This window comes from Achromobacter sp. CF-sbj1-Ac2-l (genome assembly GCF_052698165.1).
This window is the reverse complement of sequence record NZ_CP199855.1, coordinates 1,588,425-1,610,720: the sequence shown is the minus strand read 5'-3', so window position 1 is coordinate 1,610,720 and position 22,296 is coordinate 1,588,425. Positions and strand designations below refer to the sequence as shown.

The window sequence follows — 22,296 nt, the reverse complement described above, 5'->3', positions numbered from 1 at the left end:
GGCCGCATCGCCCATGTTCACATTGCTGTTCGTTGCCTTCCTGCTGACCGATATTGCCGTGCGCATGTGGCTGGCCAGTCGCCAGATCCGCCACGTGGCGCGCCATCGCGACCAGGTGCCGCCGGAATTCTCCCACCGGATCGGCCTGGCGAGCCATCAGCGCGCCGCCGATTACACGGTCGCCAGGGTCAGGCTGGGCATGTTCGAACGCACCTATGATGCCATCCTGCTGATCTGCCTGACGCTGATGGGCGGCCTGCAGGTCATCGACCTGTGGGTAGGCCAGCTTACCAGCAACGACTTCCTGCGCCAGATGTTGCTGCTGGTGGCCGTGGCGCTGCTGCTGGGCCTGCTGGGGTTGCCCTTCACGCTGTGGCGGCAATTCAAGCTGGAAGCCCGCTTCGGTTTCAACCGCATGACGCCCGAGCTGTTCATCTCCGACGCGGCCAAGGGGCTGCTGGTGGCGGCGGTGCTGGGGCTACCGCTGGCGGCCGCGGTGCTGTGGCTGATGGGCAGCGCAGGGCAGTACTGGTGGATCTGGGCCTGGGCGCTGTGGACGGTGTTCAACCTGGCGCTGCTCATCGTCTATCCGATGTTCATCGCGCCGCTGTTCAACAAATTCACGCCACTGTCCGATCCGGAGCTGGCCGGCCGTATCCAGCGCCTGGCGCAGCGCTGCGGCTTTGCGCTCAACGGCCTGTTCGTGATGGACGGCTCGCGCCGTTCCGCCCACGGCAACGCCTATTTCACCGGCTTCGGCCGCTCGCGCCGCATCGTGTTCTTCGACACGCTGCTGGCGCGCCTGAACGCCGACGAGATCGAGGCCGTGCTGGCCCACGAACTGGGCCATTTCGCCAAGCGCCACATCATCAAGCGCATCGTCTTCAGCTTCGCCGCCGCGCTGGGCTTTTTCGCCATCCTGGGCTGGGTCGCCCAGCAACCCTGGTTCTACGTCGGCCTGGGGGTGCTGCCCCAACTGGGCGGCCGCAACGACGCCATGGCGCTGCTGCTGTTCTTCCTGGCCATCCCTGTTTTCACCTTCGTCTTCACGCCGCTGGCCAGTTGGTATTCGCGCCGCGACGAGTTCGAGGCCGACCGCTACGCGGCCGAGCAGAGCTCGCCCGATCGCCTTGTCTCCGCCCTGGTCAAACTCTACGACGACAACGCTGCCACCCTGACGCCCGATCCCGTGCACTCCGCCTTCTACGACAGCCACCCCCCCGCCGCCGTGCGCATCCGCCACCTGACGGCGCCCGCGGCATGAGCATGAACGACCGGAACAAGACCGCCTTCCAGGACGCGCCCCAGGCGGGCGGGCGCGGCGACGCCGCCAACGAAGGCCGCATCATCGCGGCGCATGGCCGTCACTACACCGTCGAGCTGGCCGATGGCAGCCTGCGCAAGTGCTTCCCCCGCGGCAAGAAAGCCGGCGCGACAGTCGGCGACCGCGTCCGCATCACGCCCCAGGGTCTGGACGAGGGCGCCATCGATGCGATCCTGCCGCGGCGCAATCTGCTGTACCGCTCCGACGAAATGCGGTCCAAGCAGTTCGCCTCCAACGTCGACCAGTTGCTGATCGTGGTGGCGGTGCAGCCGACCTTCTCCGACGATCTCACCGGCCGCGCGCTGGCCGGCGCCTGGAGCGCCGGCATCGCGCCGTTGATCATCCTGAACAAGACCGACATCGTCGACGCCCTGCCCGCGGCCCGCGCCCGCCTGGCGCCAATCGCCGCGCTCGGCGTGGACATCATCGAACTGAGCGCGCTCGAACCCGAAAAGGTCCACACGCTGCTGGCGCCGCGCCTGGCCGGCCGCACCAACCTGCTGCTGGGACAGAGCGGCATGGGCAAGTCGACGCTGCTGAACGCGCTGGTGCCGGACGCCGCCGCGCCCACCCGCGAGCACTCGACCGCGCTGGACATGGGCAAGCACACCACCACCAGCACCCGCCTCTATCACCTGCCCGCACCGGGCGGCGACCTGATCGACTCGCCGGGGTTCCAGGCCTTCGGCCTGCAACACCTGAGCCGCGAGGACATCATCCGCGGCTTTCCGGAGTTCACCCAGCCGATCGAATCCTGCCGCTTCTACAACTGCACCCATCGCCATGAGCCGGGCTGCGGCGTGGTCGCGGCGCTGGACGCGGGCGCGATCGATCCGGCCCGCTACGCGCTATATCTGCGCATCCTGGACGAGAACCTGGCGGGACAACAGCGGTATTGAGCGACCCGCGAGGCGGCGCACGAGGGGCGCAGCAATCGCGCGCCCGCCTTGTCAACGCGGCTGCAAGCCGTTGCGCAGCAGGTGATAGAGGTTGCGCAGCATGCCGGCGGTGGCGCCCCAGATGAAGTGGCGGCCATAGGGCATGCCGTAATAGTGGCGCACCCGACCATCCTCGAGCCGCGCCTCGTACAGGCGGTGATTGGCCGGGTCCATCAGGAAAGACAGCGGCACCTCGAACACCTCGGCCACTTCGAACGCGTCCGGCGCCAACTGGAAGCCCGGGGTCACCAGCGACACCACGGGAATGATCGAGAAACCGGTGGCCGTCAGGTACGGCGGCATGCTGCCCAACACCTCGACGTGGTTGGCCGGCAGCCCGGTTTCCTCCTGTGCCTCGCGCAACGCCGCGGCGATCGGGGTGGCGTCGCTGGTCTCGATGCGGCCACCCGGAAAGCTGATCTGGCCGGCGTGATCATGCAAATGCGCCGCGCGCTGAGTCAGCATGATGTGCACGCCGTCATCACGGGTCACCAGCGGAATCAGCACGGCCGCCGGCACCGGCGCGCCTTCGCGGCCGGGATAGCGCAGATCGTTGTCGCGCGAGAGCTCAAGCGTCCAGGTGGAAGGCTGGCTGAGCGTGCCGCGCAGCTGGTCGGGCGTGAGCAGGCCGGACGGCACCGCCGGCAGAGAATCGTTGGCGACGACCCAGGGTTGCGACGCCGGATCAAATCCGGGGCGCGCCAATGGCCGTCGCGGCCGAGCGGAAGACGAGGAATCAGACATACGGCTTTTCAAAAAAGAAAAAGGCACCCTCGCAGGTGCCTTTTTAACCCGGAAACCCGTGCCGAACGAAAACGCTGGATGGCGTGTGCGTCCGACACTGGTGGGGCCGTGTGCCGATAAGCGATCAAGCCGCCGAGGCTTGCTTGCTGACCAGCTTTTCCTTGATACGCGCCGACTTGCCCGAGCGGTTGCGCAGGTAGTACAGCTTGGCGCGGCGCACGTCGCCGCGGCGCTTGACTTCGATGCCGGCGATTTGCGGCGAGTAGAGCTGGAACGTACGTTCCACGGCTTCACCCGACGAAATCTTGCGCACGGTAAACGCGGAGTTCAGGCCGCGGTTGCGCTTGGCGATCACGACGCCTTCGAAGGCCTGCACGCGCTTGCGGGTGCCTTCAACGACGTTCACGCTCACGATGACGGTGTCACCGGGAGCAAATTCAGGCTTGGCTTGGCCGCCGGTCAGGCGGGCAATCTCTTCCTGTTCCAGGATAGCGATAAGGTTCATTGAGAACTCCTAGATCATCATGCCTTTGCGGACTAAAGCGCTTTGCCGTTCGATGTTGTTCACGCCTGCCAAAAAGGCCAGGCCATGTACCGCAAGCAGAGGATGAGATTTGGCAAACCAATGATTCTACACCAAAAATTGGCGGATGCCTCAGGTAACATGGCGCCCTGCCCGCAGGTTTGCGGTACCCTAGCGGTTTCTGTAACAAACACGTCATAAGACGCTGTTCCCCTCATGTCGTACTCGTCCCTGTTATTGGTCGTCCTGGCGGCGATGGCCCACGCAACGTGGAATCTGCTTGCCAAGCGCGCGGCCATGGTGGGCGCTCCGTTCGTGTTCGCCTACGGCCTGTGCGCTTCGGTACTGTATGCGCCGTGGGTGATCTGGGTGCTGCTGCACGACGGCATGACCTGGACCTGGCCCGTGGTGGGGGCGATCCTGACATCCAGCCTGTTGCATCTGGGCTACAGCCTGTGCCTGCAGCGCGGCTATCAGGTGGCCGACCTGTCTGTGGTGTACCCGATCGCCCGGGGCACCGGCCCCCTGCTCTCCACGACTGGCGCCTTCCTGCTGCTGCGCGAACCGGCCACCGCCACCGGCATTGCCGGCATGCTCTGCGTGGTGATCGGGGTGCTGCTGATCGCCACCCAGGGACGGCTGGCGATCTTCCGCAACGCGCAGGCCTGGGTGGGCGTGCGCTGGGGCATGGTGATCGGCCTGTTCATCGCCGCCTACACCGTGGTGGATGCCTATGGCGTCAAGGTGCTGCTGATCAGCCCGGTGCTGTTCGACTGGTTCACCTGTGTCACCCGCACGGCGATGATGACCCCGCACATGGTAAAGCGCCGCGCGCAGGCGTGGGAACTGATGCGCGGCCACTGGCATCTGGCCCTGGCGGTGGGACTGTTGTCGCCACTGGGCTACATCCTGGTGCTGTATGCGCTGCGCAATGGCGCGCCGCTGAGCCTGGTGGCGCCGGCGCGGGAAATGTCGATGATGCTGGGCACGCTGGCAGGCATGTTCCTGCTGCGCGAGAAAGTCGGCCCCGGCCGTCTTGCGGGCTGCCTGTCGATCCTGGCGGGCGTCGTGCTGCTGGGCTCGACCTGAAAAGCCCCGGCCCGGTGCTGGAACCGGCGCCACCTTCCGTGCAGCCATCCTGCCGGTTTCGGACTCCGGCGCCGGCCTGCTCTCAAAAGCCGCCGGCCACGCCCAACCACATGAGGGCGGGAATCATCGCGCCCCACGCCAGCACCAGCACCACGTCCACGACCATGCTTTTCACGCTGACCTGATCCGACACCGGTTCGACCGTGGCGTTGCCCAGGCTGCGCTCGCGGGGCGCCTGGACGACGTTGCCGACCGGCAGGGCGTCGACCGCCGCCGGCGGAAACGGCCACCGGCCGGGCAGCGTGCCCGCCCGCTTGCGCGGCTCGACTTCCGCGGGCGTCGCCACGCCGTCAGCGGCGGGCACCGCAAGATCGATGGATACGGCGCCCCTCGCATGGCTGCTCGCCGGCGTGGCCGACCCGGGCATGGCCAGCCCCGCGAAGCGCGCATAGATGGCGCGGGCGCGTTGCGCCGCACGGCGCAGCGGCGTCAGGGAAACAACGGCGAGATCATCCGGCAGGACGGAAAGCTGAGCGGTGTTCATGAGGAACTCCTAATAACGCGATCAAGAACCGCGGCGACACGCCGCGGCGGCGACCCAAGGCTGGGCCGTGGGTCAATCGAACAACGACAACTGCCCGGCGACCATCGCGCGCAACTGGCGCGCGCCGCGCCCGTAGGCGCCGGCAACCGGCAAGGCACTGGCAAAAGGGACCCCTGAAGACGCTTTCGCGTCAGCCGGGGATGGGAAAACGGGAGCGCCGGCAGCGGCTGGCGGGAACAAGGCGGCCGAACCACCGGCGGGCGCCGGGGCCAGGAAACGGTCGCAGTCGAGGGCAAGCCGGTGGCGGTTCAGGCCAAGCTTGCGGGTGGCCACGGCGAAGCGCTGGCGCAGCAGGTCGGCCCAGATGCCGGTGCCCCGCATGCGCGAACCGAAGTTGGGATCGTTGCGGCGGCCGTTGCGCAGGTCTTCGATACGGTGGAGCACGCGCTGCGCACGGTCGGGGAAATGGGCGTTGAGCCAGTCCTCGAACAGCGTTTTGACTTCCCAGGGCAGGCGGATGACGGTGTAGCTGGCGTAGTGCGCACCGGCCGCCTTGGACTCCTGCAGGATGTGTTCCATGGCGTCATCGTTGATGAAGGGGATCACGGGCGCCACCAGCACGCCGACCGGCACGCCGGCGGCGGTCAGGCTGCGCACGGCCTCCAGGCGGCGCCACGGCGCCGCGGCGCGCGGCTCGAGCGTGCGGGCCATGTCGGCGTCCAGCGTGGTGATGCTCATGTAGACGACCACGAGGTTCTGTTCGGCCAACGCCGCCAGGAGGTCGAGGTCGCGCGCCACCAGGGCGTTCTTGGTGACGATGGTGAGGGGGTGGCGGGTCTCGAGCATCAGCTCGAGCATGCCGCGCGTCAGGCGCCAGTCGCGCTCGATGGGCTGGTAGGCGTCGGTGGCCGATCCGATGTTGATGGGCGACGGCTTGTAGCCAGGACGGCTGATTTCCGCCCGCAGCGCCTCTACGGCGTTGGCCTTGGCCACCAGCCGCGTCTCGAAATCGAGGCCGGGGGAATAGCCCAGGTAGGAATGGGTGGGACGGGCGTAGCAATAGACGCAGCCATGCTCGCAGCCACGGTAGGGATTGACGGCCACGTCGAAGGGGATGTCGGGCGAATCGTTGCGCGACAGGATCTTGCGGGCTTCTTCGGCGGTGACGGTGGTCTTGGGGGCCGCAGGCGCCCGGCGGACATCGGGCAGGATGGGGATGACGGAAGTATTGGGGACGGCATCAACGAAATCGGCCGGGAGGCCCGAAGCGGACCAGCCATCGTCGACTTGCACGCGATCGTCTTTCTGGAAGCGATGCCGAACATTAGTAACCGCACCCCGACCGCGCAAGGCGGCGGGGGCGGCAGCCGGGGACCCAGAACCGGCGGGAAAAGAATGATCGGTGCGTGCCATGAAAACAACTGTACAAAAACACAGTGGTTTTGACAAGCACCAAAAGCCTTTTCGTAAGACAGCCCCACTTTACCGCAAGACGAAGACGGCGTCCGGACAATTCGATTTCATGTTGCGATATCGCCCGGAAACCCGCGCCGGCATTGGGTTTGGAATAAAAACAACACCCAAAAACCGGTGCGGGGCGGGCCCTTCCCGCCCCGACTTGCGGTTTACCGAAGCATGCCTGCCGCCGCGGTCTGATGCGTGGCTTCGTCGATCAGGATGAAGGCGCCGGTGGCGGGCACATCGGCGTATCGATCGACCGCCAACGACTCGCGCGTGGTGAATGCAACGCGACCGATGTCGTTCATGCGCAGCGTGCCTTCGGTGTTCTCCACTTCCTGCAGTTCGTGGATGTCGCGATGCGAGAGCACCGCGCGGATCTTCGCCGACGTCAGTCGCGTGCCATGCTTGAGCAGATACTTGCGCGCGGGGTTGAGCGCCTGCGCATCGAGCCAGCACAGCTCCGCCTCGAATTCGCGCGCGACCTGCGCCGGCGCCGCCGCGTGCACGATCACGTCGCCGCGCGAGACATCGACGTCGCGGTCCAGCACCAGCGTGACCGAGTCGCCCGCCACCGCTTCATCGAGTGCCCGATCGAACAACCGCACTTCCTGCACGCGCGCGGTCACGCCCGACGGCTGCACCGCGATCTCGTCGCCGGGACGCAGCACGCCGCTGGCGATGCGGCCGGCATAGCCGCGGAAATCGTCCTTGCGATTGCCATCGTGGCGCGCCACCCACTGCACCGGAAAGCGCAGCGGACCCGCGCCGCCGTCGCCGCTCAGATCCAGCGACTCCAGCAACGTCAGCAGCGGTTGCCCCGAGTACCAAGGCGTCTTGTCCGACCGCGTCACCACGTTGTCGCCGTTCAGCGCCGACAACGGCAGCGCGTCGAAGTGAGCGATGCCGAGCTTGCCCGCCAGGTCGGCATAGGCGGCGCGGATACGCTCGAACACGGCCGGGTCCCAATCCACCAGGTCCATCTTGTTGACGGCCACCACGATGTGGCGGATGCCCAGCAGGCGGGCGATGGTGCTGTGGCGCTTGGTCTGCGGCAGCAGCTTGCCATCGGCGGCGCGGGTGGCGTCGATCAGGATCACGGCCACGTCGGCGGTCGATGCGCCGGTCACCATGTTGCGGGTGTACTGCTCGTGGCCGGGCGCGTCGGCGATGATGAACTTGCGCGCCGGGGTCGAGAAATAGCGATAGGCCACGTCGATGGTGATGCCCTGCTCGCGCTCGGCCTCCAGGCCATCCGTGAGCAGGGAGAAGTCGATGCCGCCCTCGGCCACGCGCTTGTACTTGGCGCGCGAGATGGCGTCGAGCTGGTCGGCGAACACGCCCTTGCTGTCATACAGCAGGCGGCCGATCAGCGTCGACTTGCCGTCGTCCACCGATCCCGCGGTGATCAGGCGCAGCACGCCCGAGTCGGCGCCCGAAAGAAAAGAATCGTTTACTGCGTTCATATGCGTCCCCTGTCGGCCGGCCAGGCGCCGGCCACTCGTGCGATCAGAAATAGCCTTCCTTCTTGCGGCGCTCCATCGAGGCCTCGGAAGTCTGGTCGTCCATGCGCGTGGCGCCGCGCTCGGTGATATCGGTCACCGCGGTCTCGGCGATGATGGCGGCGGTATCGGCGGCATCCGAGGCCACCGGGCAGGTGCAGGAGATATCGCCCACGGTGCGGAAACGCACCGACAGGCGCTCGACCGTGTCGCCGTCCTGCGGCGGCGTCAGGCGCGTGACCGGCACCAGCAGGCCCTTGCGCCGCACCACCTCGCGCTCGTGGCTGAAGTAGATCGACGGCAGCGCCAGCCGTTCGCGCTGGATGTACTGCCAGACGTCCAGCTCGGTCCAGTTGGAGATCGGGAACACCCGCATGTTCTCGCCGCGGTGCACCTTGGTGTTGAACAGGTTCCACAGTTCCGGGCGCTGGGCCTTGGGGTCCCACTGGCCGAACTCGTCGCGGAACGAGAAGATGCGCTCCTTGGCGCGCGCCTTTTCCTCGTCGCGGCGGGCTCCGCCGATGCAGGCGTCGAAGCCGAACTCCTCGATCGCCTCCAGCAGCGTCACGGCCTGCGCCGCATTGCGCGAGTCGGTCTCGCGCCGCAGCACCACGCTGCCGCGCTTGATCGAGTCTTCCACGCTGCGCACGATCAGGGTCTCGCCCAACTCGGCCGCGCGAGCATCGCGGAAGGCGATGACCTCGTCGAAGTTGTGGCCGGTGTCGATGTGCATCAGCGGGAACGGAAAGCGCCCCGGCCGGAAGGCCTTTTCGGCCAGGCGCAGCAGCACCACCGAATCCTTGCCGCCCGAGAACAGCAGCACGGGCTTCTCGCTCTCGGCCGCCACCTCGCGCATGATGAAAATGGCTTCCGATTCCAGCCAGTCCAGGTGGCTGCGTTGAATCACTGCGGACATAGGTATTCCCCTAAAACGAATTCTTGATACGTGATGGGCGTCAGGCGCGCGTGTTTTCCGCGACGATGCCAATGACCCGGTTGCCTGCGTGCAGGCCGCATTCCTTGGAGTCCGACGACTCCCACCACCAGCGCCCGGCCCGCAGGTCTTCGCCCGGGCGGATGGCGCGGGTACAGGGCTCACAGCCGATGGACGGATAGCCCTGGTCGTGCAGCGGGTTGTAGGGGATGCCCAGGCCGCGGATCACGCCCCAGACATCCTCTTCGCTCCATTCGGCCAGCGGGTTGAACTTGTAGAGGCCGAAGGTGGCGTCGCCCTCTTCCAGGTGCAGTTCACCGCGCGTGGTCGATTGCGCGCGCCGCTGCCCGGTGATCCAGGCGCCGCGTCCTGCCAGCGCGCGCTTGAGCGGCTCAACCTTGCGGATCTGGCAACAGGCCTTGCGCAGCTCGACGCTCTCGTAGAAGGCGTAGGCGCCGTGCTCGGCCACATGGCGCTCGACCGCCCCGGAATCGGGTCGATACACGGTGATCTCGCGTCCGTAGCGTTCGCGCACCGCGTCCAGCACGCCCAGCGTTTCCGCGTGCAGCCGGCCGGTGTCCAGCGTGAAGACCTCCAGGTCCAGGCCGGCGCTGTAGATGGCGTGCGTCAGCACCATGTCCTCGGCCGCCAGCGACGAGGCCAGCGCCGCGTCGGGATAGCGCTGGCGCGCGTCCGCCAGCCGCGCGATCAGTTCGTGCCAGCGAACCGCAAGGGCCGGCGCCAGGCCGGCGGCGAGATCGACGGCCGTCATGCTTGCACCGCGAAGACACGCGCCCGGCGCGGGCGGGCCAGCAGGATGTCGCCATCGCGCAGCGCCAGTTCGCGATAGAGATGCTCGGGCACCTCGGCCTCGATGACGGCGTCGGAATCCTGGCTGGCCAATTCCAGGTAGGCGCTGGGGCCGGCCAGGTAGGCATGGGAGAGACGCACCGGGATGCCCGCGCCACCCTCGCGGTAGCGCTCGATGTCGAATTCGTGCGGCCGCACATAAGCGGTGGCGCGCTGCGCCTCGGCCTGCGCCAGTTCTGGCGCAGGCAGCGACAGTCCCGCCCCCTCCCAGACGCCGCGGCTCGCGACGCCTTGCAACTGGTTGACGTCGCCCAGGAAACCGTAGACGAACGGCGTGGCCGGTCCTTCCCAGACCTCGCGCGGGGTGCCGACCTGTTCGATCCTGCCGGCGTTCATCAGCACCACGCGGTCGGCCACTTCCAGCGCCTCTTCCTGGTCATGGGTGACAAACACGCTGGCCACGTTCAGCTCATCGTGCAAGCGACGCAGCCAGCGGCGCAGCTCCTTGCGCACCTTGGCGTCGAGCGCGCCGAACGGCTCGTCCAGGAGCAACACGCGCGGCTCCACCGCCAGCGCGCGCGCCAGCGCGATACGCTGGCGCTGGCCGCCCGACAGTTGCGCCGGGTAGCGGTCCGCCAGCCAATCGAGCTGCACCAGGTTGAGCAGGTCATGCACCTTGCGCCGGATCTGGTCTTCCGGCGGCCGCTGCGAGCGATGCTTGACGCGCAGGCCGAAGGCAACGTTCTCGAACACCGTCATGTGCTTGAACAGCGCGTAGTGCTGGAACACGAAACCGACCTGGCGCTGGCGCACGTCCACCGCGGTGGCGTCCTCGCCGGCGAACAGCACGCTGCCCGTGTCGGCCGATTCCAGCCCGGCGATGATGCGCAACAGCGTGGTCTTGCCGCAGCCCGAAGGCCCCAGCAGCGCCACCAGCTCGCCCGTCTCGATGTGCAGCGATACGTCATTGAGCGCGCGGAACTGGCCGAAGCGCTTGGATAGATTGCGAACCTCGATACTCATGCTTGTCTCCGTCTGGCCGGCCGCGTCAGGCGACGGCCGGCTTGATGGCCGTCGCCGGCCCGGGATACTCGACCGGCAGCTCCGCCGCCTTCAGGTAGCGCGCGTTGCGCCACTCGATCACGTTCTTGGCCACCAGCGTCACCAACGCCAACAGCGCCAACAGCGAGGCCACCGCGAATGCCGCCGAATACTGGTATTCGTTGTAGAGAATCTCCACATGCAGGGTCATGGTGTTGGTCAGGCCGCGGATCTGGCCCGACACCACCGACACCGCGCCGAACTCGCCCATGGCCCGCGCATTGCAGAGAATGGCGCCGTACAGCAGGCCCCACTTGATGTTCGGCAGCGTCACCCGCCAGAAGATCTGCCAGCCGTTCGCGCCCAGCGTCAGCGCGGCCTGTTCTTCCTCGCTGCCCTGCGCCTGCATCAGCGGAATCAGCTCGCGCGCGACGAAGGGAAAGGTCACGAACAGCGAGGCCAGGATGATGCCGGGCACGGCGTAGACGATCTTCAGGTCGTGCGCCTGCAACCAGCCGCCGAACCAGCCCTGGGTGCCGAACAGCAGCACGAACACCAGGCCGGCCACCACCGGCGACACCGAGAACGGCAGGTCGATCAGCGTGATGAGGAACTGCTTGCCGCGGAACTGGAACTTGGTGATGGCCCAGGCCGCGGCCACCCCGAACACCAGATTGACGGGCAAGGCGATCGCCGCCACCAGCAAGGTCAGGCGGATCGCGGCCAGGGCGTCCGGCTCGACGATCGCTTCCAGGTAGAGCGCCCAGCCTTTGCGGAATGCTTCGTAGAACACCGCGGCCAGCGGCACCAACAGAAACAGCGCCAGAAAGCCCAGCGCCAGGAACAGCAGAATGCCGCGCACCCAGCGCGGCTCGGTCAGGTGCGCGGGACGGTCAACAAAGCTCATGCCTGTCTCCCCAGGCCGCGACGGGCCTGCCAGCCCTGCAGCAGATTGATGACGAAAAGCAGCACGAACGACAGCACCAGCATCACGGTGGCGATGGCGGCGGCGCCGGCGTAGTCGAACTGCTCCAGCTTGGCGATGATCAGCAGCGGCGTGATCTCGGACACCATCGGCATGTTGCCGGCGATGAAAACCACCGAGCCATACTCCCCGACGGCGCGGGCGAACGCCAGCGCGAAGCCGGTCATCAGCGCCGGCAACAGGGTCGGCAGCAGCACGCGGCGGATGGTCTGCCAGCGATCGGCGCCAAGGCTGGCGGCGGCCTCCTCGATTTCGCGCTCGATGTCTTCCAGCACCGGCTGCACCGTGCGCACCACGAACGGCACGCCGATGAAGATCAGCGCGATCACGATGCCCAGCGGCGTGAACGCCACCTTCAGGCCGAACCAGTTGGCCAGCGGCGCGCCAAGCCAGCCCTTTTCCGCGTACAGCGCGGTCAGGGCGATGCCGGCCACGGCGGTGGGCAGCGCGAACGGCAGGTCCACCAGCGCGTCCAGGAGCTTCTTGCCCGGAAAGCGGTAGCGCACCAGCACCCAGGCCACGATGGTGCCGAACACCAGATTCACCAGCGCCGCCAGGAGCGAGGCGCCGAAGGTGAGTTGATACGACGCCAGCACCCGTGGCGCCGTCACCGCGTCCCAGAAGCCCTGCCAGCCCAGCGAGGCGCTCTTGATCGGCAGCGCCGCCAGGGGAATCAACACGAGCACGCTCAGGTACAGCACCGCGTAGCCCATGGAAATGCCGAAACCGGGCAGCACGCCCGGGCTGTTGCGCCGAACGGCAAAAGGCGCCTGCGCGCCCTTTGCCGTCGGAATCGAGGCTGAAGTCATGGCCGTCGTCCGCTGGTTGTCCGCTTACTTCTTCTGCGGCTGGTAGATCTGGTCGAAGGTGCCGCCGTCGCTGAAGTGGTCCTTCTGCGCCTTGCGCCAGCCGCCGAAGATCTTGTCGTCGATGGTCACCAGCTTGACCTTGGGGAACTTGCTTTCGTACTTGGCGGCCACGGTCTTGTCGATCGGCCGGTAGTAGTTCTTGGCGATGATCTCCTGGGCCGCCGGGGTGTAGAGGAATTCCAGGTAGGCCTGGGCGGCGGCGCGGGTGCCCTTCTTGTCGACGATCTTGTCGACGATGGCCACGGGCGGCTCGGCCAGGATCGACAGCGACGGCACCACGATGTCGAACTTGTCCGGACCCAGTTCCTCCAGCGCCAGGAAGGCTTCGTTTTCCCAGGCCAGCAGCACGTCACCCACGCCGCGCTCGACGAAGGTGGTGGTGGCGCCGCGGGCGCCGGTATCGAGCACCGGCACGTGCTTGAGCAGCTCGCCGACATAGGCGCGCGCCTTCTCTTCGCTGCCGCCGTTCTTTTCCAGCGCGTAGGCCCAGGCGGCCAGATAGTTCCAGCGGGCGCCGCCGGAGGTCTTGGGGTTGGGCGTGATCACCTGCACGCCGTCCTTGACCAGGTCATCCCAGTCCTTGATGTGCTTGGGATTGCCCTTGCGCACCAGGAACACGATGGTCGAGGTGTAGGGCGAGCTGTTCTGCGGCAGGCGCGCCTGCCAGTTCTCGGGCAAGAGGCCGCGGTCGGCGATGGCGTCGATGTCGTAGGCCAGCGCCAGCGTCACCACGTCGGCTTCCAGGCCGTCGATGACCGAGCGCGCCTGGCGGCCGGAGCCGCCGTGCGACTGACGGATGGTCAGGTCGACGTTGGCCTTTTCCTTGTACTGCTTGATGAAGGCGTCATCGATGGCGCGATACAGTTCGCGCGTCGGGTCGTACGACACGTTCAAAAGAGTCTGCTTCTGCTGCGCCTGCGCCGGCGCGATCGCGGCGAGAGACATCGTCACTGCGGCCAAGGCGGCCAACCATCCGGCTTTCCTGAAAGACATTCCCTGCTCCCTTCGCGTGTTTGGCAATGTGGAAGCAAGTTTGCCGGGGGCCTGTTCTGAACGGAACGAATCATTCTTTGATTGCTCATCGCTCCCAGGCATATAGCGCGGCCGCCGCCCCCTGTGAAAAAGCCGCGCATTCCCAGGGAATACGCGGCTTTGCGGGTGGCTGGCGCCAGAATCCGGGCAAGCGGTGACGCACCGCCTTGCGCACGGATTTCTTATTTACTTATTCGGTTGGGGCGTAATGCGCAGATAGGGACGCACCGCCTTGTAGCCCTTCGGGAACTTCTGCTTGATCACCGCTTCGTCCTGCAGCGACGGCACGATGATGACGTCGTCGCCGTCTTCCCAGTTGACCGGCGTGGCCACGCTGTGGCTGTCGGTCAGTTGCAGCGAGTCGATGACGCGCAGGATCTCGTTGAAGTTGCGGCCGGTGCTGGCCGGATACGTGATGATCAGGCGCACCTTCTTGTTCGGGTCAATGATGAAGACCGAGCGCACCGTGAGCGTGGCGTTGGCGTTGGGGTGGATCATGTCGTACAGCTCGGACACCTTGCGGTCCTTGTCGGCCAGGATCGGGAAATTGACCTTGGTCGACTGGGTGTCGTTGATGTCCTCGATCCACTTGGTGTGCGAGTCGGTGCCGTCCACCGACAGCGCCAGCACCTTCACGTTGCGCTTGGCGAATTCGTCGGCCAGCTTGGCGGTGTAGCCCAGCTCGGTGGTGCAGACAGGCGTGAAGTCGGCCGGATGCGAGAACAGCACGCCCCAGCTATTGCCCAGATACTCATGGAAACGGATCGGGCCGGCCGAGGATTCCTGTTCGAAATCGGGCGCGGTGTCGCCCAGGCGTAGATGACTCATGGTGTCTCCTGCTTGCGGATTCAGGTTACGGAATCGACCGGCCGCCACGTCCGGCGGCCGGCCTGAAAAACGTTTCGGCGGCGGCCTGTGCCGCCCCTGGAAACGATTCTTCCATCAAACCTGTTGCAGGGGAAATACGCAAGACATATAACCTTATGCAATATTCGCGGCCGCGCCGCAGGCGTCCGCCACCACGCCGGCGCGCACCGCCGCCGACAGCGCCAGGGCGCGCGGCAGGATGTGGGCGGCGTAGAACAATCCCGTCGCCAGCTTCTCGCGATGGAACGGATCGGTCGATCCCCCAGCCAGGAGCCGGCGGCACGCCAGCACCGCGCGCGCCATCTGCCAGCCGCCATGCACGACGCCGGCCAGCATCAGGTACGGCACGCTGCTGGCGTACACCGCCCGGATATTCGCCGCGGATTGTTCAAGGATGAATTCCACGCCCGACTCATAGGCCTGGATGGCGCTGTCGAGGTTGTCGCGCAGCAGGCGCAGGCCGTCGCGGTCGGCGGCGGCCGCCCGCGACGACTCGGCCTCGACCGCCCGCAAGGTCTCGCGCATGGCCGAGATGGCGGCGTAGGCGGTGGCGCCGCCATCGCGCTGCGTCTTGCGGCTGACCAGGTCATTGGCCTGGATCGCGGTGGTGCCTTCGTAGATCGGCAGGATGCGCGCATCACGGTAATACTGCGCGGCCCCGGTCTCCTCGATATAGCCCATGCCCCCATGCACCTGGATGCCGAGCGAGGCCACCTCCACCGCCGATTCGGTCGAGAAGCCCTTGACGATGGGCACCATGTATTCGTAGAACGCGCGATTGCGGGCGCGCTGCTCGGGATCCGGGTGATGCGTGCCTTTGTCGTGCGCGGCGGCGGTCACATACGACACGGCGCGCGCCGCCTCGGTGAGCGCCTTCATGGTCAGCAGCATGCGCTGCACGTCCGGATGGCGCGCGATCGCGACCGCTGCGGAGGAACCTTCCACCGCCCTGCCCTGCACCCGTTCGCGCGCATAGGCCAGCGCGTGCTGGTAAGCCCGCTCGGACACGCCGATGCCCTGCTGCCCGACCGAATAGCGGGCCGCGTTCATCATGATGAACATGTATTCCAGGCCGCGATTCAACTCGCCCACCAGATAGCCGACCGCGCCCTCGCCCGCCTCGCCCTTGCCCGAACCGTACAGCAGCACGGCCGTGGGACTGCCATGGATGCCCAGCTTGTGCTCCAGCGAGGCGCACCAGACGTCGTTGCGCGCGCCCAGGGCGCCATCGGCGCCGACCAGGAACTTGGGCACGATGAACAGCGAGATGCCCTTGACCCCGGGCGGCGCGTCCGGCGTGCGCGCCAGCACCAGGTGGATGATGTTCTCGGCCAGGTCGTGCTCGCCGTAGGTGATGAAGATCTTCTGACCCGACAGGCGATAGCTGCCGTCCTCCTGGCGCACCGCGCGCGTGGCCACCTGCGCCAGGTCCGAGCCGGCCTGCGGCTCGGTCAGGTTCATGGTGCCGGTCCATTTACCGCCGATCAGGTTGGGCACGAACGTCTTGCGCTGTTCTTCCGAGCCGACGGTGAGGATGGCCTCGATCACGCCGTCGGTCAGCATCGGGCACAACGAAAACGCCAGGCTGGCGGCCTGGATGTTTTCGCCAGGCGCGGCCGCGACCAGCTTGGGCAGCCCCTGCCCGCCCCAGGCCTGCGGATGCTGCAGTCCCTGCCAGCCACCGGCGGCATAGTCCTTGAATCCCTGGGCGTAGCCTGGCGTCGCGGTCACATGGCCGTCGTTCCAGACGGGCGGGCGGGTATCGCCGGGTACGTTCAGCGGCGCGATCGCCTGCTCGACGAAGCGGCCGTTCTCTTCCAGGATGGCGTCCACCAGATCGGGCGTCACCTCTTCGAATCCGGGCAGTTTGAGGACGTCGTCCAGGCCGGCCAGTTCCTTCAGCGCGAAGCGGAAATCCTGCAGCGGGGTAAGGTAGGGCATCTTGTCTCCATGAGCCTGCGCCCGTGACGGCGGGGGCGGCGGGGTGCGATGGGATGCCGCCTTGGGCGACACGCATGGCGCGGTCGATGGCGGTCTCGGTAGTTTCCCTAGCCTATGTTAAACCCTCGCTCCGCCTCATGGGGCAACGCGCCCTGCCGGCCTCATCCGCCGAGGTGATGCGCCAGCGACACAATGATCGGCCCCAGCACCGGCAACAGCACGTTGGCGATGGCGTAGGTCACGGTGTAGCCCAGCAGCGGCACCGCGCTGCCGCTGGCGCCCAGGATGGCGCTGATCGCCGGCGTGCTGACGTGCTGGCCCGCGATGGCGCCGACCAGCAGCGGCCCCTCTATCTTGAGCAGCTTGTGCCCGACCCACAGCGACAGGCAGGCCGGCCCGAGCGATACCAGCAGGCCGATCAGCGGCAGCACTGCGCCGTGCTCGCGGATCAGCGACACCGCCTCCGGCCCGGCCGACAGGCCGACGCAGGCGACAAACACCGCCAGCCCCAGATCCTTGAGCAATTGCACCGCCTGGTCCGGCATGTGCCCCAATGCGGGCCGCTTGGCGTTGATCCAGCCGCACACCAGGCCGCTGACCAGGGCGCCGCCGCCGCTGCCCAGCGACACCGGAATGCCCCAGAGGCGTGCCCCCAGCGCGCCGATCATCAAGCCCGCGAGAATGCCGAAGGCCAGGAACACCAGGTCGGTCACGCCGCTGCGCCGCAGCTCGTTGCCCAGCCCCGCGCCGGCCTGCGACAACTCGGGCTCGGCGCCCACCAGCGTCACCAGGTCGCCATACTGCACCACGGTGGCAGGCGTGAGCGGCAGCATATGACCGGACCGCTGGATCGACTGCAGGAACACGCCCCGCGCCCGCTGCGCGCGCGGCCCCTTGGCCAATTCGCCCAGGGTGCGGCCATTGACCGTCTTCCTGTTGACGATGACTTGCAACTCGGCCAGTTGCAGGTCATCGGCATGCGCCTCCGGCAACTGGATCTCCGGCCCGACGACCGAGCCGGCCCGCAGCGCGAAGCGGCGCAGGCCCAGCACGACGACGATATCGCCGGTGGCCAGCCGGTCCTCGGGCGTGGGCTCGATCGCCTCGCCATTGCGCAGGATGCGGCTGATGGCGGTGCGTCCGCCCAATTCGGCTTCGACCTCGCCCACCGTCCTGCCGTCCGCGTCCTTGACCACGTGCGAGCGGCCCACCAGCCGCGGCAGGGTCGGCAGCAGGTTCTCGTCGGTCTCGCCCGGCCCCCCGCCCAGTTTCTCCTCAAGCACTTTGGAGGCCTCGCGCAGGTTGATGCGCAACAGGGCCGGCGCCACCTGGCTGGTGAAGAACACGATGCTGATCAGGCCCACTAGATAAGTCAGCGTGTAGGCGGTGGCGATATTGGCCTCCATCCGCTGCACGTCGGCGTCGGGCAGACCCAGGTGCTTGAGCGCCTCCGCCGCGGTCCCGACCACGGCCGACTCGGTTGCCGCCCCGGCAGCCAGTCCAGCCGCCGTGCCCGCGTCCAGCCCGAACAGCGGCACCGCCAGCAGCACGATGGTCAGCACCAGCAGCGCCTCGATGATGGGCAGCACGATGTAGCGCAGGCTGGACCGGTTCAGGTTGGCGAAGAACTGCGGTCCGCCCGAATAGCCCATGGCGAAGATGAACAGGGCGAACGCGACCTCCTTCAGGTCGCCGCGCATCTGGCAACCGGTCTGGCCGATCAGCAGGGCAACGATGAGCGTGCCGCACACGCCCCCGAGCTGGATCGGCCCGACCTTGAGCTTGCCGATCAGGTATCCCAACCCCACCGTCAGGAACAGCACCGCGATGGGAACGTTATTGAAAAACCCGACTGAGCACGTCATGAGGTCATGTCACCCTGGATCTGGCGGACGATGGCGGCTACTTCGCCCCTTTGGTGGCCGAGCGCTCGGCCTTGGCGGCCTTCTTGACCGCCTGCTTCACCGCCTTCTTGGCGGCTTGCTTGCCGGCGGCCTTGCGCTTGGCGGCGGCGGGCTTGACCTTCTGGCCCTTGCCGGCGGTCGGACCCGAACGCACCAGTTGGCCGGCCTTCCAGGCCTCGACGTATTCCGTGGCGGCGTCGACCATGTGCTTGCCGATCTTGGAATAGTCGCCATCATCCAGGTTGGCCAGCGAAATCCGGATCGACCACGGCGGGCCGCCGAAACCGCCGCCGTCCATCAACACCACGCCGGATTTCTCGGCCAGGCGGAACAGGAAGTCGACCGGCTCGTAGTTGGACGTCATGTATTTGCAGAAGGCATCGCCGTAGGTGTTCTTGGCCCACACCATGAAGTCCAGCTCGACGTAGTACCAGCCGCGCATCGGGTCTTCCGGCGGCAGCGGCGCCCCCAGCCCGCGCCACAGCGCGTCGCGTCGGGCGCGCACGATCTGCATCGTCAGGTGCTTGTAGGCGTCCTTCAGGTCCAGCAGGTGCGACAGAGCGAAAAAGCCCATCTGCACCTGCTGCGGCAGCGACAGGCCCGCCGTGTGGTTCAGCGCCACGTTGCGGCTGTCGGCCACCATTCGGTCGATGAACTTGAGCTTCTCGGGCTCCATGGTCATGGCGCCATAGCGCTTGTTCAGGCGCTTCTTCCACGACGCCGGCAGCTCGGCGATCCGGCGGTCCATGGTGTTCTGCTCGTGGGTCGCGATCACGCCCAGGCGCCAGCCGGTGCAGCCGAAGTTCTTCGAGAACGAATACACGCAGATGGTGTTGTGCGGCACCTCGGCCATCAGCGAGCGGAAGTTGGGCACGAAGGTGCCGTACACGTCGTCTGTCACCAGCACCAGGTCCGGATTCTTGCGGATCAGTCCCACGATCTGCTTCATCTCGACCGGGCTGAAGGCGACCGACGGCGGGTTGCTGGGGTTCACCGTCACCGCCAGCTTGATCTTCGGATTCTCGAGCTTGGCGATTTCCGAGGCCGGATAGTGCCAGTCGTGGGTGCCGTCGGCGCGCACGCTACTGGCGTTGATGGCGACGATCTTGAACTGGAAGCGCTCCAGGTGCGCGATCTCGATGTAGGGCGTGAAGGTCGGCAGGAACAGCGCGATGGTATCGCCCTGCTTGAGCAGCCCGTTCTGCATCAGCGAATCGAAGATGTAGCACATGGCCGCCGTGCCGCCCTCGACCGGGAACAGGTCGAACTTGCCCTTGGGCGGCCGGCCGTCGCACATTTCCTTGATCAGGTAGTCATGCACAACCTGCTCAAGATGCACCAGGGCGCGCGGCGGCACCGGATAGTTGTCGCCGATGACGCTGTCGGTCAGCTCATGGATCCATTCGTCGGGCACGAAGTTCTTGATCTTCACGCCGTACTCCAGCACCCCGGCCAGGAAGTCCGCGCCCGCCGCGCCCTTGTTCTTGGACAGGAACTTGCGCAGGCGGTCGGCGCAGCCCTTCTTGGGCGGCATGCCCGCCAGGATCACATCGTCGCGCACCCGGCGCGCTTCCTTCATGGCGAACTGGCCCAGCAGGAAGAAGGCGTCGCGCGGTTCGGTGGCAATCCAGTTGGGATTGCCGCGACCCGCGTTCAACATGGTCAGCGCGGCCGTCTGCTGGGTGTCCTTGGCCAGCGTGATCAGATAATCCTTCAGTTCAAAGGGAGACAGTTGCTCCAGGTCGCGTTGGCGCGAGCGGGTGGTTTTCAGGGCCGAGGCCAGGCTGACGGTGAGAGGCGCGGTGGAAGCCATTGTTCAGTTACTCCTGGTTTGCGATTGACGGACGCTTGCCGGGAATTTCCCGGACGGATGTCCGCCCGCGGTTCGCGGGCGGACATCCCGCAGAAATCCGTTTCCCCCGAAGGGCGAGATTTCCTTCGGCGGAAACGGCCCCTAGGTCATGAGCATGACGATGACAATGCCCCAGATGATGAGCAGGGTATTGCCGATGGCGTAGGGCACCGTGTAGCCCAGGGCAGGCACCTGGCTCTTCGCGGTCTCGGTGATCTGGCCGATGGCGGCCGTGGTGGTGCGCGCCCCGGCGCAGACCCCGAGGACGATGGCCGGGTGGAACTTGAAGACGTAGCGGGCGATATACACCCCCAATATCATCGGCACGCTGGTGGCGATGATGCCCGCAATGAAAAGCTTGGCGCCCAGTTGCTGGAAGCCCTGCACGAAGCCTGGGCCCGAACTGATTCCGACCACGGCCACGAAGGCGGTCAGGCCGACCGAAGTGAGGAACCAGTGCACGGGTTCCGGCACCCGGCCAAAAGTCGGGTGCACCGATCGCAGATAGCCGAAGATCAGCCCCGCGATCAGCGAGCCGCCCGAAGTCGACAGCGTGATCGGAATGCCGCCCACGGTCAGCACCAGCGTGCCGAACAGCCCGCCCAGCAGGATGCCGAAGCCCACGAACACCATGTCGGTCTGCTCGGTGGCGCGGTCCACGTACCCCACCTTGCCGACCACCCGCTCGACATCGCGCTTGGCGCCAAGGAGGAACAGGCGGTCGCCGCGGTCGAGCTTGAGGCCCCAGTTGATCGGCATCTCATGGCCGCCGCGAACCACTTTGCGCAGGAACACGCCACGCCCCAGTGCGCGCACCTGCTCCATTTCGGCGATTTCCTTGACGGTCTTGCCCGCCAGGTTCTTGTTGGTCAGCACGACCTCGACGATCTCGGCGGGCAGGTTGATCAGGTCACGGTCCTCGACTTCGGCGCCGATGATCCCGGCCGCCTGCAATACCAGCGCGTCGTGCCGGCCAGCCACGCCCAGGACGTCGCCGGCCTGCAGCACGGTGGTGGAATCGGTGTCGAGGATCTGGTCGCCGCGGCGGATGCGCTCGATGAACACGCGCGCCTCGACGAAGCGCGACTCGACATCGCCCACGGTCTTGCCGACCCATTCGGAATGATCGAGCTTGTAGGCGCGAGAGATGAACTTGCGGTAGCCCGACAGCTCCATCGAATCCGCGCCGCCGGACATCTTGGCCTCGTACTCCTTGCACTCCTTGACGATGTCCACGCGCATCAGTTTCGGGCCCAGCGAGGCCAGCAGCCAGGCGCTGCCGACCGTGCCGAAGATGTAGCAGACCGCATACGCCACCGGAATGCTGTCGATCCACTTCTTCTTGGTGGCCGCGTCGATGCCCAGGCCGTTAATGGTGTCGGTGGCCACCCCCATCACCGCCGAAATGGTCTGCGCGCCGGACAGCAGCCCCGCGCCGGTGCCGGCATCGAAGCCGAAGCCCACGGCAGTGCCCCAGGTCACCAGCAGGCAGATGACGCAGATGACCACGGCGAAAATGACTTGCGGCAGGCCATCGCTTTTCATGCCGCGAAAGAATTGCGGGCCGACGCCATAGCCCAGGCCGAACAGGAACAGCAGGAAGAAGACTTGTTTGACGATCGGGGCGATCGTGATATCGAGCTGGCCGACCAGCACGCCCACCAGCAAGGTGCCGGTGACCGCCCCCAGGTTGAATCCGAATATCTTTTTGGCACCGATCCAATATCCCAGACCCAGGGTAAGGAATATCGCCAGTTCCGGATATTTCCGCAGAGTGTCAAATAACCATTCCATCCCGAATCTCCTTCGTTATGTACCGGCCAAGCACTTGCGCGAATCCTATCTGCGCGCGGCATACATTATCAGAATCTTTCCAAAGATCAAAAGAATTGCACCGTAAATAGCAAATAGTTTCGATTGCCAGGCGGGCAAATAAAAA

The 22,296-nt window shown here is 66.4% G+C and carries 19 protein-coding genes; 3 read left to right on the top strand and 16 right to left on the bottom strand.

What is annotated here, in order from left to right; genetic code table 11:
- Window positions 1-13 precede the first annotated feature (13 nt).
- A complete protein-coding gene (locus tag ACUDCK_RS07320; RefSeq protein ID WP_054501434.1) occupies window positions 14-1,264 on the top strand; it encodes a M48 family metallopeptidase in 1,251 nt (416 codons plus the stop codon).
- On the top strand, window positions 1,261-2,223 hold the full coding sequence (gene rsgA / locus ACUDCK_RS07315) for a ribosome small subunit-dependent GTPase A (RefSeq protein ID WP_081273567.1): 963 nt from the start codon (window positions 1,261-1,263) through the stop codon (window positions 2,221-2,223). Before ACUDCK_RS07320 ends, rsgA begins: the two co-directional genes overlap by 4 nt.
- Window positions 2,224-2,274: 51 nt before the next feature.
- On the opposite strand, the gene ACUDCK_RS07310 is transcribed toward rsgA, so the two are convergent.
- Both ACUDCK_RS07310 and rplS read right to left on the bottom strand, forming a co-directional pair.
- On the bottom strand, window positions 2,275-3,006 hold the full coding sequence (locus tag ACUDCK_RS07310; protein WP_054501435.1) for a CoA pyrophosphatase: 732 nt from the start codon (window positions 3,004-3,006) through the stop codon (window positions 2,275-2,277).
- Window positions 3,007-3,130: 124 nt separating this feature from the next.
- Window positions 3,131-3,511, bottom strand: coding sequence for a 50S ribosomal protein L19 (rplS, locus tag ACUDCK_RS07305; RefSeq protein WP_006218237.1), 381 nt, complete (start codon window positions 3,509-3,511; stop codon window positions 3,131-3,133).
- A 234-nt stretch (window positions 3,512-3,745) separates the two neighbouring features.
- Here rplS and ACUDCK_RS07300 point away from each other — a divergent pair, with 234 nt between their 5' ends.
- Window positions 3,746-4,618, top strand: coding sequence for a DMT family transporter (locus tag ACUDCK_RS07300; RefSeq protein ID WP_054501436.1), 873 nt, complete (start codon window positions 3,746-3,748; stop codon window positions 4,616-4,618).
- An 82-nt stretch (window positions 4,619-4,700) separates the two neighbouring features.
- Here the strand turns inward: ACUDCK_RS07300 and ACUDCK_RS07295 are convergent, their stop codons facing one another.
- From ACUDCK_RS07295 to aspT (ACUDCK_RS07230), 14 genes are all read right to left on the bottom strand, one after another.
- Window positions 4,701-5,162, bottom strand: a complete 462-nt coding sequence (locus ACUDCK_RS07295) for a hypothetical protein (RefSeq protein WP_054501437.1) — start codon at window positions 5,160-5,162, stop codon at window positions 4,701-4,703.
- A gap of 72 nt (window positions 5,163-5,234) precedes the next feature.
- The gene (locus ACUDCK_RS07290; RefSeq protein WP_054501438.1) at window positions 5,235-6,575 is read right to left on the bottom strand and encodes a PA0069 family radical SAM protein; all 1,341 of its coding nucleotides are present in this window, start codon (window positions 6,573-6,575) and stop codon (window positions 5,235-5,237) included.
- Window positions 6,576-6,787: 212 nt separating this feature from the next.
- The gene (locus ACUDCK_RS07285) at window positions 6,788-8,086 is read right to left on the bottom strand and encodes a sulfate adenylyltransferase subunit 1 (protein ID WP_054501439.1); all 1,299 of its coding nucleotides are present in this window, start codon (window positions 8,084-8,086) and stop codon (window positions 6,788-6,790) included.
- A gap of 43 nt (window positions 8,087-8,129) precedes the next feature.
- Window positions 8,130-9,038, bottom strand: a complete 909-nt coding sequence (gene cysD / locus ACUDCK_RS07280) for a sulfate adenylyltransferase subunit CysD (protein WP_064526919.1) — start codon at window positions 9,036-9,038, stop codon at window positions 8,130-8,132.
- A gap of 40 nt (window positions 9,039-9,078) precedes the next feature.
- Entirely contained in the window at window positions 9,079-9,828 is a 750-nt protein-coding gene (locus ACUDCK_RS07275; RefSeq protein WP_064526921.1) for a phosphoadenylyl-sulfate reductase, read from the bottom strand.
- Window positions 9,825-10,889, bottom strand: coding sequence for a sulfate/molybdate ABC transporter ATP-binding protein (locus ACUDCK_RS07270; protein ID WP_175167622.1), 1,065 nt, complete (start codon window positions 10,887-10,889; stop codon window positions 9,825-9,827). Before ACUDCK_RS07270 ends, ACUDCK_RS07275 begins: the two co-directional genes overlap by 4 nt.
- Window positions 10,890-10,914: 25 nt before the next feature.
- Window positions 10,915-11,814 carry a sulfate ABC transporter permease subunit CysW gene (gene cysW, locus ACUDCK_RS07265; RefSeq protein ID WP_175167621.1) on the bottom strand — a complete coding sequence of 300 codons (900 nt, stop codon included), beginning with the start codon at window positions 11,812-11,814 and terminating at the stop codon, window positions 10,915-10,917.
- Window positions 11,811-12,701 (bottom strand): sulfate ABC transporter permease subunit CysT, encoded by an 891-nt coding sequence (gene cysT / locus ACUDCK_RS07260; protein ID WP_116792312.1) that lies wholly within the window; start codon window positions 12,699-12,701, stop codon window positions 11,811-11,813. The genes cysW and cysT overlap by 4 nt, the downstream gene beginning before the upstream one ends.
- 24 nt (window positions 12,702-12,725) lie before the next feature.
- Window positions 12,726-13,754 (bottom strand): sulfate ABC transporter substrate-binding protein, encoded by a 1,029-nt coding sequence (locus tag ACUDCK_RS07255; RefSeq protein ID WP_049072363.1) that lies wholly within the window; start codon window positions 13,752-13,754, stop codon window positions 12,726-12,728.
- Window positions 13,755-13,979: 225 nt separating this feature from the next.
- On the bottom strand, window positions 13,980-14,621 hold the full coding sequence (locus ACUDCK_RS07250; protein WP_006388282.1) for a peroxiredoxin: 642 nt from the start codon (window positions 14,619-14,621) through the stop codon (window positions 13,980-13,982).
- A 153-nt stretch (window positions 14,622-14,774) separates the two neighbouring features.
- On the bottom strand, window positions 14,775-16,601 hold the full coding sequence (locus tag ACUDCK_RS07245) for an acyl-CoA dehydrogenase (protein WP_175167620.1): 1,827 nt from the start codon (window positions 16,599-16,601) through the stop codon (window positions 14,775-14,777).
- A gap of 161 nt (window positions 16,602-16,762) precedes the next feature.
- Window positions 16,763-18,466: an aspartate-alanine antiporter gene (gene aspT / locus ACUDCK_RS07240; RefSeq protein WP_054501443.1), complete on the bottom strand. Its 1,704-nt coding sequence runs from the start codon at window positions 18,464-18,466 to the stop codon at window positions 16,763-16,765.
- A gap of 37 nt (window positions 18,467-18,503) precedes the next feature.
- Complete coding sequence (locus ACUDCK_RS07235; protein ID WP_054501444.1) at window positions 18,504-20,318, bottom strand: bifunctional aspartate transaminase/aspartate 4-decarboxylase; 1,815 nt, start codon at window positions 20,316-20,318, stop codon at window positions 18,504-18,506.
- A 141-nt stretch (window positions 20,319-20,459) separates the two neighbouring features.
- Window positions 20,460-22,151 carry an aspartate-alanine antiporter gene (gene aspT, locus ACUDCK_RS07230; RefSeq protein ID WP_116792316.1) on the bottom strand — a complete coding sequence of 564 codons (1,692 nt, stop codon included), beginning with the start codon at window positions 22,149-22,151 and terminating at the stop codon, window positions 20,460-20,462.
- Window positions 22,152-22,296 lie beyond the last annotated feature (145 nt).

Coding starts and splice junctions, on each gene's coding strand:
- ACUDCK_RS07320 (WP_054501434.1), top strand. CDS start 14: ATGTTCACATTGCTGTTCGTTGCCTTCCTGCTGACCGATATTGCCGTG.
- ACUDCK_RS07310 (WP_054501435.1), bottom strand. CDS start 3,006: ATGTCTGATTCCTCGTCTTCCGCTCGGCCGCGACGGCCATTGGCGCGC.
- ACUDCK_RS07285 (WP_054501439.1), bottom strand. CDS start 8,086: ATGAACGCAGTAAACGATTCTTTTCTTTCGGGCGCCGACTCGGGCGTG.
- ACUDCK_RS07290 (WP_054501438.1), bottom strand. CDS start 6,575: ATGGCACGCACCGATCATTCTTTTCCCGCCGGTTCTGGGTCCCCGGCT.
- ACUDCK_RS07270 (WP_175167622.1), bottom strand. CDS start 10,889: ATGAGTATCGAGGTTCGCAATCTATCCAAGCGCTTCGGCCAGTTCCGC.
- cysD (WP_064526919.1), bottom strand. CDS start 9,038: ATGTCCGCAGTGATTCAACGCAGCCACCTGGACTGGCTGGAATCGGAA.
- cysW (WP_175167621.1), bottom strand. CDS start 11,814: ATGAGCTTTGTTGACCGTCCCGCGCACCTGACCGAGCCGCGCTGGGTG.
- rsgA (WP_081273567.1), top strand. CDS start 1,261: ATGAGCATGAACGACCGGAACAAGACCGCCTTCCAGGACGCGCCCCAG.
- ACUDCK_RS07250 (WP_006388282.1), bottom strand. CDS start 14,621: ATGAGTCATCTACGCCTGGGCGACACCGCGCCCGATTTCGAACAGGAA.
- cysT (WP_116792312.1), bottom strand. CDS start 12,701: ATGACTTCAGCCTCGATTCCGACGGCAAAGGGCGCGCAGGCGCCTTTT.
- ACUDCK_RS07300 (WP_054501436.1), top strand. CDS start 3,746: ATGTCGTACTCGTCCCTGTTATTGGTCGTCCTGGCGGCGATGGCCCAC.
- ACUDCK_RS07275 (WP_064526921.1), bottom strand. CDS start 9,828: ATGACGGCCGTCGATCTCGCCGCCGGCCTGGCGCCGGCCCTTGCGGTT.
- ACUDCK_RS07255 (WP_049072363.1), bottom strand. CDS start 13,754: ATGTCTTTCAGGAAAGCCGGATGGTTGGCCGCCTTGGCCGCAGTGACG.
- rplS (WP_006218237.1), bottom strand. CDS start 3,511: ATGAACCTTATCGCTATCCTGGAACAGGAAGAGATTGCCCGCCTGACC.
- ACUDCK_RS07235 (WP_054501444.1), bottom strand. CDS start 20,318: ATGGCTTCCACCGCGCCTCTCACCGTCAGCCTGGCCTCGGCCCTGAAA.
- aspT (WP_054501443.1), bottom strand. CDS start 18,466: ATGACGTGCTCAGTCGGGTTTTTCAATAACGTTCCCATCGCGGTGCTG.
- ACUDCK_RS07295 (WP_054501437.1), bottom strand. CDS start 5,162: ATGAACACCGCTCAGCTTTCCGTCCTGCCGGATGATCTCGCCGTTGTT.
- aspT (WP_116792316.1), bottom strand. CDS start 22,151: ATGGAATGGTTATTTGACACTCTGCGGAAATATCCGGAACTGGCGATA.
- ACUDCK_RS07245 (WP_175167620.1), bottom strand. CDS start 16,601: ATGCCCTACCTTACCCCGCTGCAGGATTTCCGCTTCGCGCTGAAGGAA.